8 protein-coding genes are annotated in these 12,199 nt (G+C 54.8%); 7 read left to right on the top strand and 1 reads right to left on the bottom strand.

The features are described 5' to 3' along the window. Nucleotides 1-47: 47 nt before the first annotated feature. Nucleotides 48-641 (bottom strand): SCO family protein, encoded by a 594-nt coding sequence (locus tag CYQ09_RS17475; protein ID WP_430383362.1) that lies wholly within the window; start codon nt 639-641, stop codon nt 48-50. 89 nt (nt 642-730) lie between these two features. Here CYQ09_RS17475 and regB point away from each other — a divergent pair, with 89 nt between their 5' ends. The 7 genes from regB (at nt 731) to addA (ending at nt 12,191) form a co-directional block, all read left to right on the top strand. Then, on the top strand, nt 731-2,116 hold the full coding sequence (gene regB / locus CYQ09_RS17470) for a sensor histidine kinase RegB (RefSeq protein WP_106746669.1): 1,386 nt from the start codon (nt 731-733) through the stop codon (nt 2,114-2,116). A 76-nt stretch (nt 2,117-2,192) separates the two neighbouring features. Further along, nucleotides 2,193-3,788 carry a PAS-domain containing protein gene (locus tag CYQ09_RS17465; protein ID WP_106746668.1) on the top strand — a complete coding sequence of 532 codons (1,596 nt, stop codon included), beginning with the start codon at nt 2,193-2,195 and terminating at the stop codon, nt 3,786-3,788. Nucleotides 3,789-3,829: 41 nt separating this feature from the next. Continuing rightward, on the top strand, nt 3,830-4,291 hold the full coding sequence (gene tsaE, locus CYQ09_RS17460; RefSeq protein ID WP_204353987.1) for a tRNA (adenosine(37)-N6)-threonylcarbamoyltransferase complex ATPase subunit type 1 TsaE: 462 nt from the start codon (nt 3,830-3,832) through the stop codon (nt 4,289-4,291). Then, nucleotides 4,291-5,259, top strand: coding sequence for an aminoglycoside phosphotransferase family protein (locus tag CYQ09_RS17455; protein WP_106746667.1), 969 nt, complete (start codon nt 4,291-4,293; stop codon nt 5,257-5,259). Before tsaE ends, CYQ09_RS17455 begins: the two co-directional genes overlap by 1 nt. Next, nucleotides 5,256-5,927, top strand: coding sequence for a nucleotidyltransferase family protein (locus tag CYQ09_RS17450; RefSeq protein ID WP_106746666.1), 672 nt, complete (start codon nt 5,256-5,258; stop codon nt 5,925-5,927). The genes CYQ09_RS17455 and CYQ09_RS17450 overlap by 4 nt, the downstream gene beginning before the upstream one ends. Continuing rightward, the gene (gene addB / locus CYQ09_RS17445; protein ID WP_106746665.1) at nt 5,920-8,847 is read left to right on the top strand and encodes a double-strand break repair protein AddB; all 2,928 of its coding nucleotides are present in this window, start codon (nt 5,920-5,922) and stop codon (nt 8,845-8,847) included. The genes CYQ09_RS17450 and addB overlap by 8 nt, the downstream gene beginning before the upstream one ends. Then, nucleotides 8,844-12,191 (top strand): double-strand break repair helicase AddA, encoded by a 3,348-nt coding sequence (gene addA, locus CYQ09_RS17440; protein ID WP_106746664.1) that lies wholly within the window; start codon nt 8,844-8,846, stop codon nt 12,189-12,191. The genes addB and addA overlap by 4 nt, the downstream gene beginning before the upstream one ends. The last annotated feature ends 8 nt before the right edge of the window (nt 12,192-12,199 follow it).

The following is a 12,199-nucleotide window of genomic DNA, read 5'->3' as shown; positions in this document are numbered from 1 at the left end:
ATTCCTCGCATGTTCGTAGACGAATAGTAGGTTTATGTGCCCTATCGTCAACCTGTGACAATGCACGCGGCTACCTCTGCGATGTACTCCGGGCTATCGCTTCGGCCAAAATATGTTGTAAATCCAATATCTGGCAGCATCAGATAAGTCGATGTCGAATGCTGAACGAGATAGTATTCAGGGTCGCCATCTTCTTTCTTAAAAAACGTCCGATAGGCTTTGGAAGCGGCGGAAACCTGTTCAGGTGTCCCGGTAAGCCCGATCATCTTGGGGTGGAAATTATCAGCATAGTCACGAACGATATCAACGGTATCGCGCTGCGGGTCGATTGAGATAAAGACAGGTGTTGCGCTGATCCCATGTTCGGCCAAAATATCAATAGCTGCCGCATTGCGCGCGCTGTCCAACGGGCAAACGTCGGGGCAAAATGTATAACCAAAATATACTAACGTTGGTTCTTTTATGATATCAATGTCCGTTACCGTCGCCCCGGTTTCACTGACCAAGGTGAAGGGGCCACCAATGTCGCCACCCGTCGCCACCCCACAATCGGGTGGGGTCGCAAGCTGCGTAACAGCAAACGTCCCGACCACAACCACCAGTGCAGTACATCCGGCAACCGTCGCTATCATTTTCGACATCACAAACCTCTTTCCCATTCGGTCGCATTGAACCCTCATGCAGGGCTGCGTATCAATGGGTTACCTTGCCGGACGGGATACCCGATCACATGTCTGTTTCAGAATTCACCATGTTTCAAGATCAACAACGCAGCAACTGGGTACGCTTACGTACACTGACCACGCTGCGATGGTTTGCCACACTTGGGCAGGCAGGTGCGATACTCGTGGCATCGCTGATTTACGGGTTAAACATCGAACTCGAGTTCGCTCTTATCCTTGTCGGCGTTTCGGTTCTCGCAAACCTTATCGCAAGCTTTGTATATCCTGAAAACAAACGGCTTTCCGAACGCGAAGCATCACTGTGGCTTGTATTTGACCTCATCCAACTTACGCTTTTGCTGTTTATCACGGGTGGGTTGAACAACCCCTTTGCGATGCTTGTCCTTGCGCCGGTTACAATCGCCGCAACGGTTCTACACCGCAGTAGCACCGTGTTCGTTGGCCTGACCGCGATTGGGCTGATCAGCATTATTAGCCAATTTCACCTGCCAATCATTATGTCAGATGGCACAACCCTTGTGCTTCCCACGATCTTTCAGTTTGGGTTTTGGGCTTCGCTTGTCATCGGGATCGTCTTCTTGTCGATCTATGCGCGGCAGGTCACAACCGAAATGCACGCCATGCGCGAAGCATTGGTCGCAACGCAATTGGCGCTCGCACGTGAACAAAAGCTAACCGATCTTGGCGGGGTTGTGGCTGCTGCAGCACACGAACTTGGCACGCCACTTGCCACGATCAAATTGGTTAGCAGTGAACTCATGGAAGAATTGGGCGATCATCCAGATCTATACGAAGACGCCAGCCTGATCCGAGAGCAAGCAAACCGATGCCGCGATATCCTGCACTCAATGGGGCGGGCCGGGAAAGACGATCTGCACCTCCGGCATGCCCCGCTCGAAGCCATCGTACACGAAGCCGCTGAGCCGCACATGGATCGGGGCAAGCAAGTCACATTTCATCTGACCGCAGATAATGGAGCAGATCAAACCCAACCAACAATTGCGCGTCGCCCAGAGATTATTCATGGTTTACGTAACCTTATTCAAAACGCCGTGGATTTTGCCCAAGCCGAGGTTTGTGTTGATCTCAATTGGTCAGACACGGATATAAAAGTCCGCATTTCCGACGACGGACCCGGATTTCCGGGTTCTGTTATCGGACGTATCGGTGACCCCTACGTGCGTGAACGGCGGCAATCGGACGATTTCAGCGACCGCCCCGGCTACAAAGGTATGGGGCTCGGCCTCTTCATCGCTAAGACATTGCTTGAACGGTCTGGCGCGCAGCTTACGTTCGCCAACAGCCGCCGGGCAGGGCTTGGTGATGGCGGGGCGGTTATTGACGTTGTGTGGAACAGGGATTCTCTACCCAACAGCGGCGATCGCGTCAGCCAACCCTTAGGCGAAAACCAACAGCACAGCGCCGAAGTCTGAAACCAGCCTGATACTTAACTCCACATTAACCTTAAAGGGGGATGTTTAGACTCAGTTTTACTGGGGATACTCACAGATGCTACTGAGTCTATTGGACATCGCGGTCATTGGTATAAGCTGCGCAACCTGCGTTGGGGTCGCCCTTAAATCCCAGCATGAAATTAAAAAATGGCGCGATGCTAAGCTGGTCAACATAGCACAGGCAAACAATCTGCCGATTTTTCTGTTCCAAGATGGCGAACTCATTGATGCAACGCCCCAGGCAATTGCACTGATTAACGAAAATAAGACCGACCTGTCAGAGTTTGATACCCTGATGCAAATGCTTGGACCGCACTTTCCACAATTGCGCGGACTGGCTGCTAATCCTCCATCATCAAAAACGCGCATTGATGGCGTCACAGCGACGTCGATCTGGATCGAAATTTGCAAAACCGGTGGACGGCTACGTATTGCGATCAACGGCGCCCAAGAGGATTTGACACCGTATCAATCTTCGACTGTCGCAAGCGATATTCGCCTGTCAGAACTGGCGATGCTACGTGAACTTACACAGCAATCTCCGCAATTGATTTGGCAAGAAGCAGGCGATGGAAAGTTGCTCTGGGCCAATCAAACTTACCTAAAATTCGTCGATCAAGTATATGCGCCCAGCGATACCGCACAAGCAGTATGGCCCAGTGCATCAATATTTCCAGATCTCCACGATATTCCCGGTGCAAAGGGCACATCATTGCGCCGCCTTTCGGTCAAATTGCCCGATAACCCAGCAGACCAATGGTTTGACGTAACAAGCGTACCTCATGGTGATGGCTTTATGCACTTTGCCACGGACGCGAACGGGATCGTCAGGGCGGAACAAGAACGACGCAGTTTCAAGCAAACCCTTGGTCGGACATTTGCAGAACTGTCGATCGGACTGGCAATTTTTGATAAGCAACGCCAACTGACAACATTCAATCCAGCAGTGCTCGATCTAACCAAACTAAAGTTTGATTTCCTCAGCGGTCGCCCCACGCTTGAGGCCGTCTTAGATAAGCTGCGAGAATCCCGCATGTTACCCGAGCCTAAGAATTACACCTCATGGCGCGACCAGTTTACCGAACTTGAAGCGGCCGCCAAAAAGGGAACCTACAGCGAAACATGGGCCTTACCAGATGGGCAGACATACCGGGTTACCGGACGCCCCCATCCTGATGGCGCTTTCGCGTTTATGTTCGAAGATATCAGCGCCGAAGTATCATTAACCCGCAGATTTCGCGCTGACATCGAAACCAGTCAGGCTGTGCTGGACACCATTCCAGACGCTATCGCTGTATTCTCTAGCGCTGGAACCCTCGTTATCTCGAACCAAGCCTATGCTGATCTATGGCAAACAAACCCGGCTTTGTACCACGAGCAACGCGCGCTTCAGACCGAAACAAAGGTCTGGCAACAACGGTGTACGCCTACCCCGATCTGGTCAAAGATCCAGAATTTCACGCATCAAATCGGCCCGCGAGATGCTTGGTCAGACAGTACGCTACTTGATGACGGTCGCCAGTTGTCATGCCACGCGAACCCAATCGCCGGGGGCAAGACGCTGGTGCGGTTTACAACCGCAGCGAAGATGAACCCTGTTATCCAAAAATTAACCATGCACGATCCAGCAATCCACGTTCGTAAACGCTGATTTGACCTTGCAGGTAGCGAACCAAGCAATAGTGTTTCGGCATGAACAATATGCCGATCACAATCGCCCTACCGAACGAAACTGACACCGTTGCACTGGCCAGCCGCATCGCGCCATTGCTGGCCCCCGGCGATACGCTTTTGCTGGAAGGGTCCATCGGGGCAGGTAAATCCGCTTTTGCCCGTGCACTAATCCGCGCCCGGCTTGGCCGGATGGAGGACGTTCCGTCCCCGACCTTCACCCTTGTCCAAACTTACGAAGACCCAGAAGGCGACATCTGGCACTGTGACCTTTATAGGCTGACCCACCCCGACGAAGTATTCGAACTCGGGCTGGACGAAGCATTCACAACCGCGATCTGCCTTATTGAATGGCCTGATCGGCTCGGCAATGACGCCCCAGAAAACGCCCTTAAACTCGCGTTAGCGGCAGGGGACACCGAACACAGCGTTCAAATCACGACAACACCAGAATGGCATGACCGGTTAAAGGCGGTCTTGTGATGGAACGCAAAATTATCATTGATAACTTTATCGCCTCGTCTGATTGGGCTGATTCGGACCGACATGCACTTGCTGGTGATGCGTCTGCCCGGCGGTACGAACGCCTGACCGATGGTACGTCGAATGTGATTTTGATGGATGCACCGCCTGAAAATGGTGAAACAACCCACGCCTTTGCCAGCATTACCAGCCTGCTACAAAACGCAGGCTTAGCGCCTCCTGAAATCTTGGCGCATGACGTATCAGCGGGTATCATGATCTTGTCCGACCTAGGCCAAGACGACTTTGCAGGGTGGTTAAGTCAGAACCCTTCCGACAACTTGACGCTTTATCGTGCGGCCACCGATGTTTTGGTGCATCTTGCCAATTACCCAGCGCCTTCAGACCTGAACCAAATGACACCCGAAATCGGCGCTCAGATGGTCGAGATCACAGGTGAATTCTACGCCAACGCCCCTACACCAGACCTCACTAACGAAGTGCACCGGGCGCTGACCACGCTCGCACCAAATGCGAACACGCTTGCGCTTCGCGATTACCACGCCGAAAACCTGATTTGGCGGCCCGAACTACAAGGGCTGAACCGCGTTGGTCTGCTAGATTACCAAGACGCATTTATCGCGCCTGCCGGTTACGACCTAGCATCGCTACTGCGGGACGTACGACGGGATATCGACCCTGCCTTGGCGCAAGAAATAACAACGTATTACATGGCAAAGACGGGTGCGGGCAGCGATTTTCCCGCGCAGCTTTCCTGCCTTGGTGCCCAGCGCAACTTGCGAATATTGGGGGTGTTTGCACGGCTTTCCCTCGTCATGGGTAAAAAGCGATACATTGATTTAATCCCACGGGTATGGGCCAATTTAATGTCCGACCTACGCCATCCAGAACTGAAAATGCTGGAACAGGCGGTGCGCGATACGCTACCAGCACCGGACACAGAAACACTTGCAAGGCTTCGCGCATGACCACGCCCATTCTATTGTTTGCCGCCGGGCTAGGGACCCGCATGGGCGCACTGACCAAGGATCGGCCAAAACCTCTTGTTCAAGTGGCGGGCAAACCGTTGATCGACCATGCGCTGGCTTTCACTGACATCGCGAACGTCGGGCAAAAGGTTGTGAACGTACACTATCATGCGGATCAGATGCGCAACCATCTGGCTGGGCAAGACATCGCAATTTCCGATGAAACCGACGCATTGCTAGAAACCGGTGGTGGGCTACGGCAGGCACGGACGCTACTTGGGTCGGGTCCGACGATCACCATGAATACCGATGCAGTGTGGCGGGGGCCAAACCCAATCGAAACCATTCTGTCAGCATGGCGCGATGAAATGGAAGCACTGCTTCTGGTGATCGAAAAGCCAAACGTGCACGGGCATCTAGGCAAAGGCGATTTTCGCATAGATAGCGATGACCGCCTGCACCGTGGGCCGGACGTGATCTACACTGGGGTACAAATCATCCGGCCAGAAACGCTCGACCAGATCCAAGAAACCGCATTTTCTCTGAACGTCGCATGGAATGACATTGCCACGCGTGGTGGGCTTTATGGTGTGAAATACGATGGGGCTTGGTGTGATGTCGGACAGCCATCCAGCATCCCAATTGCCGAGGCGATGTTGAATGTTTGAACCATCAGACAGCCCTCGCATTTTCGGCAGCGCGCTGGGCGTCGATTTCGCCCAGTCACTGGTGGATGGGCTAACCGCACGCGGTCAGAACATGGCGCCGGAAGACTGGGCGCGTACCGAAATATACGTCAACACCACACGTATGCAGCGCCGCATCCGCGAAGTATTCGATGCTGGCCCAGCGCGCCTATTGCCACGGATCAAACTGGTAACCGACCTTGCGAATGACCCGGTATCGCTGATCGTTCCGCCTGCGATTGCACCTTTGCGTCGGCGGTTTGAGCTTCTGCAATTTGTATCGAAACTACTAGAACAAGAACCCGACCTTGCACCGCGCGCCGCGCTCTATGATCTGTCCGATAGCCTTGCGAAACTGATGGACGAAATGCAGGGCGAGGGCGTCAGCCCAGAAACCATCGCCAGCCTTGATGTGTCCGATCAATCCGGCCACTGGCAGCGGGCGCTCAAGTTCCTCAACATTATCACACCGTTTTTTGGGGCAACCAACGACACCCCCGACAAAGAAGCGCGCCAACGGCTTGTCATCGAAACGCTGTCACAGCGCTGGGCGGACACGCCACCAACCCATCCAATTATCGTCGCCGGTTCAACCGGTTCACGCGGCGCGACCGCCATGTTTATGCAAGCGGTCGCGAAACTCCCCCAAGGCGCGATTGTCCTTCCCGGTTACGATTTCGATCTTCCCGATCCCGTTTGGCAGGCGATGGATGATGAAATGACCGCCGAGGATCATCCGCAATTTAGGTTCCGTCGTCTTATGGACCTCATGGAATTTGGCCCCAATGACGTAAAGTCTTGGTGTGATTTGCAGCCCATTCATCCAGCGCGAAACAAATTGGTATCACTGTCGTTGCGCCCTGCACCCGTCACCAGCCAATGGCTGGAAGAAGGGCCCAAGCTGGGCGACCTGTCCGCTGCAACGGAAGGGCTGACATTAGTCGAGGCCGCATCCCCACGCGCCGAGGCCGAAACCATCGCGTTACGCCTGCGCCAAGCTGTCCAAGACGGGATCACTGCCGCGCTTATCTCTCCGGATCGGATGCTAACGCGGCAGGTTACCGCCGCGCTGGACCGTTGGGATATTAAGCCAGACGACAGTGCCGGTGTTCCGTTGCAGTTATCACCTCCGGGCCGGATGCTGCGTCATGTTGCGGACATGCTGGGAAAACCGCTGACCGGGGAAATGTTGCTCGTGTTGCTAAAGCATCCTCTGTGCAATTCCACAGATTCTGAGCGCGGCCCGCATCTACGTCATTCCCGCGAACTTGAGATCTATTTGCGCCGCAACGGGCCGCCATTCCCAACGCCTGATACGTTACGTGACTGGGCGTCCCGTGCCGAAGGGCGCGATGAATGGGCGAATTGGCTTTCCGAAACGGTGTTTGGCTATGCCGATCCGCTTGCCATACCTTTGTCCGACCACTTGCAGACGCATCTCCGACTGGCCGAAAAGCTGTGCGCCGGGCCATCAGGAACAGATGCAGGCGAGCTATGGAAAGAAGCAGCAGGCCGCGAGGCACGCAAAACCTGCGACACGATTGCCGAGAACGCCGACTTTGCCGGCGAAATGGATACCAAGGATTACGCCGCGCTTTTCGGCGCGATCCTGTCCGAAGGCGTCGTGCGAGAACGTGACAAAGGCCACCCACAAATCCTGATCTGGGGTACGCTAGAGGCTCGTGTTCAAGGCGTTGACCTAACAATCCTTGGCGGGATGAACGATGGGGTTTGGCCCGAAGCACCAGCACCAGACCCTTGGCTAAACCGCGTCATGCGGGCCAAGGCCGGATTGCTTTTGCCCGAACGACGCATCGGTCTTTCCGCGCACGATTATCAACAAGCAATCGCCGGCAAAGAGGTCTGGATCACGCGCGCTAAACGGTCCTCTGACGCGGAAACCGTACCGTCGCGCTGGGTAAACCGCCTTACCAATCTACTGCGTGGATTGCCCGATCAAAACGGCGTTATCGCGCTGGACGCGATGCTAGAACGTGGGCGCAACTGGGCTGACATGGCCGCCCAGCTATCTAGCGCCGATCACCGGACTGACCCCACGCCACGTCCTTCACCTTGCCCACCAGTTGATGCGCGTCCCAAGCAATTGTCCGTCACGCAAATCAAGACGCTGATCCGCGATCCATTCGCGATTTACGCACGCAAGGTGCTGCGCCTTGACCCGCTTGATCCGTTGGCACCAACAGCTGATGCACCTTTGCGCGGGACCATCGTGCATGAAGTCTTAGAAAAATTTATCGCAGGCGGCTTTGCACCCGACGATCGCGAAGCACTGATGCAAATCGCCAACGAATGTTTCCTTGAACACTGCCCATGGCCCACCATCCGCGCCCAGTGGATCGCCCGGATGGAAAAATCAGCCGATCCATTCCTAGCAGATGAGGTCAAACGCCAAGCCCTGTCCGATCAGCGCATGATCGAAAAGAAGGGTGAAATCGTGGTTCCAAACGTAGGTGTAAAACTGACCTGCCTTGCCGACCGGATTGACATCACCCCTGACGGTCAGGCGCTGATCTACGATTATAAGACCGGCGTTGTCCCCAGCGAAAAGCAGCAAGAAAACTTTGACAAGCAACTGTTGCTCGAGGCCGCGATGGTCGAACGCGGTGCGTTCAATGACCTTGGACAAAAAACCGTTCAAGCCGCCACATTCATCGGCGTAAACACGACGATGAAAAACAGCAACGCACCACTTGAAAAGAACCCGCCAGATCAGGTTTGGGCCGAGTTAGAGACGCTTTTTGAAAATTGGCAACGTGTTGATCGGGGATATACCGCGCGGATCGCGCTATTCTCAAAGACCGATTATAGCCCCTATGATCACCTGTCGCGTTTCGGGGAATGGGACACGAGCGACGACCCAAAACCAGAGGTGCTGACATGATCCGCGACGCAGCATCCCAACGGCAGGTCGACGCCGCCGATCCACGCACATCCACTTGGCTTTCTGCCAACGCCGGATCTGGCAAAACCCGCGTGCTGACCGACCGCGTAGCGCGGCTATTGTTGGAAAAGGTGTCCCCGCAGAACATTCTTTGCCTGACCTACACCAAAGCCGCCGCAGCCGAGATGCAGAACCGGCTGTTCAAGCGGCTTGGTACTTGGGCGATGATGGCGGACGATGCCTTACGCGCCGATCTTCAGTCGCTTGGCGTGGATCGGGTAATTGATGACCAACAACTGCGCGAAGCGAGGACGCTTTTTGCACGCGCCATCGAAACGCCCGGCGGCTTGAAAATCCAGACCATCCACTCGTTTTGTGCAGGTGTTCTGCGGCGTTTTCCGCTCGAGGCACAAGTCAGCCCGCAGTTCCGCGAAATGGAAGACCGCGCCGCAGAGCTGCTTCGCGCAGAGGTCATGGATGAACTGATCGCTGGTCCAGATTCACCCGCTGTCGAACAGGTCTTGCGATACTTCACAGGCGCGGAGCTATCCAAACTGACGGCCGAGGTCGCGAACAAGCGCGATGCCTTTGCAAACGGCATCCCACGTGAAGCGCTATGTGAAACGCTTAGGATTGATCCGACGCTTTCGGCTGATGCGCTTGTTTCACAGGTCCTAAGCCAATCAAGCCTTGATACGATCCACGCACTGGCCAAGATTTGCGCCAAAGGCAGTTCAACCGAAGCCAAGGCTGCAGCGACACTCGATAAAGTCAGCACAACCGCACCCGGGACGCTGCAAGACCTAGAATTATTGGAAAGCGTGTTTCTTTTCGGGGCATCGGCCAAATCCCCGTTTGGTGCGAAGGTCGGCAGTTTCCCAACCAAAGGCACCCGCGAAGCCCATGCCGAACTGATGGACGACCTCGAACCCATCATGCTGGGCGTTCAAGATGGTCGCGAAAACCGGCTGGCGCTAAATGCGTTGCACCGCACGCTTGCGATCTATCGGTTCGGCGCCGTTTTTGTGCCGGCCTATGAACAACGCAAATTGATGATGGGCGCGTTGGATTTTGACGATCTGATCCGCAAGGCAAAAGCCCTGCTAACTGATCGGGACGTTGCGCAATGGGTGTTGTTCCGTTTGGACGGCGGCATTGACCACGTTCTGGTTGACGAGGCCCAAGACACAAGCCCCACCCAATGGGCTGTGATCGAACAATTGACCCAAGAATTCGCAAGCGGCGAGGGCGCGCATCCCGACCGCGAACGCACTGTGTTTGTTGTGGGCGACAAAAAGCAGTCGATCTATTCATTCCAAGGCGCTGATCCTGCCGCCTTTGACGAAATGAAGGTCCATTTCCGTGATGCCCACCACGCCGTTGAAAAACCGTTCGAGGTCACTTCGCTTGACCATTCGTTCCGGTCTTCGCAAGCGATCCTATCCGTTGTGGATGCCACATTTACGGGTGACCGCGCTGCCGGGATGGACGACACGCTGACCCACATCGCGTTCAAAGAGAACATGCCGGGGCGCGTTGATTTATGGCCTGTCGTCGAAAAATCGGTGATTGATGAACCCCGCAACTGGTTCGACCCCATCGATCTTCCCAGCGAAACGGACCACACCGTCCTGATGGCAAACCGTGTCGCGGAACAGATCAAACGTATGATCACGCACGAAACCCTGCCAGAGGAGATTGGGCATTCCGGTGAATACCATCGCCGTCCGATCACCGAAGGCGACTTTTTGATCCTTGTGCAGCGGCGTTCGGAACTGTTTTCCGAAGTGATCCGCGCATGTAAGGCCGCCGGGCTAAAGATCGCGGGTGCTGACCGTCTGCGCGTTGGGGCGGAATTAGCAGTCAAAGACCTTGCGGCGCTTTTGAACTTTCTTGCCTTGCCAGAGGATGATCTTTCGTTGGCTTGCGCCTTGCGGTCCCCATTGTTTGGCTGGTCAGAACAAGATCTCTTCACGCTAGCGCATCACCGCCCAGAAAAAGGATATCTATGGCCCGCCTTGCGCGATTCCGACCATTCCCAGACTTTGGCTATCTTGCGTGATTTACGCAAAGAAGCTGACTTTCTACGCCCCTATGACCTGATTGAACGCGTTCTGACGCGTCACGATGGGCGCCGCAAACTATTGGCGCGGTTGGGGCCAGAGGCAGAAGATGGCATTGATGCGCTACTATCGCAGGCGCTCGCCTACGAAAGCACAGGGGTCCCTAGTCTGACCGGCTTCCTGACGTGGATGGAAACTGATGATCTAGAGGTTAAACGCCAGATGGATGCCCAAGGCGACCGGATCAGGGTGATGACTGTGCACGGGTCCAAGGGGCTTGAAGCGCCGATTGTTATTTTGCCCGACACTGCCAAACGCCGTGTTGACGTAAAAGACGAATTGCTACCGGTCGGTGATCACGTGATCTGGAAAACTGCGGCGCAGGCTTCGGGTTCTGCAATGCAGGAAATCCGAGATGATTTCGTCGCAAAGCAAACCCGCGAACGGATGCGTCTTCTTTATGTTGCGATGACGCGTGCAGAAAAGTGGTTGATCGTGGGGGCCGCTGGTGATGTGGGGGACGGGGACGATAGTTGGTATAACATCGTTGCTGATGGTATGGCGGCCCGCGGCGATACCGAAATAAAAATCGAAGATATGGAAGCACGGCGCGTGGCGCATCTTGATTGGGACGCAGGCGAACTGGTGCAGCCCGAACCAATCGTCGAAACGAAAGTTGAGGCACCAACCTTTGGCCCAGTGCCAGAGCTAACAATTCGCAAAACGTTGTCACCATCGGAATTCGACGGCGCGAAAATCATGCCCGGCGATCCGGCACGCGCGGACATCGAAGACGCAATGGAACGCGGCACAGCGATCCACAGTCTGTTAGAATACTTGCCGCAAGCAGCCCCGCAAGAACGCAAAGCGCTTGGCCTACGCGTATTGGAACACAACGACCCCGAACTTGTGGATGAAGTTATCAGCCTGTTGGATCAACCTGATTTAGCGCATCTATGGGATCCGACTGCCTTGACCGAAATTGATGTTACCGCCGACATCGATGGTATCGGGCGTATTCATGGCACGATTGACCGGTTGATCATCCGCGAAGACAGCGTTTTGGCGATTGATTATAAATCAAACCAGATCGTCCCCGATCATGCCACCCAAACTCCATTGGGAATTTTGCGGCAGATGGCGGCCTATGACGCTGCCTTGCGCCAGATTTACCCAGACCGCGATGTTTATGTGGGCATTTTGTGGACCGCGAGCCGGACATTGATGCAGCTACCCAAAGAACTGCTTCACGAAACCCTGAACAGCCTTTCGATCCCTTGACCAATCCA

It is taken from the genome of Yoonia maritima, assembly GCF_002933395.1.
In the GTDB taxonomy this organism is placed as follows: Bacteria; Pseudomonadota; Alphaproteobacteria; order Rhodobacterales; family Rhodobacteraceae; genus Yoonia; species Yoonia maritima_A.
This window is presented reverse-complemented; position numbering and strand designations above follow the sequence as displayed.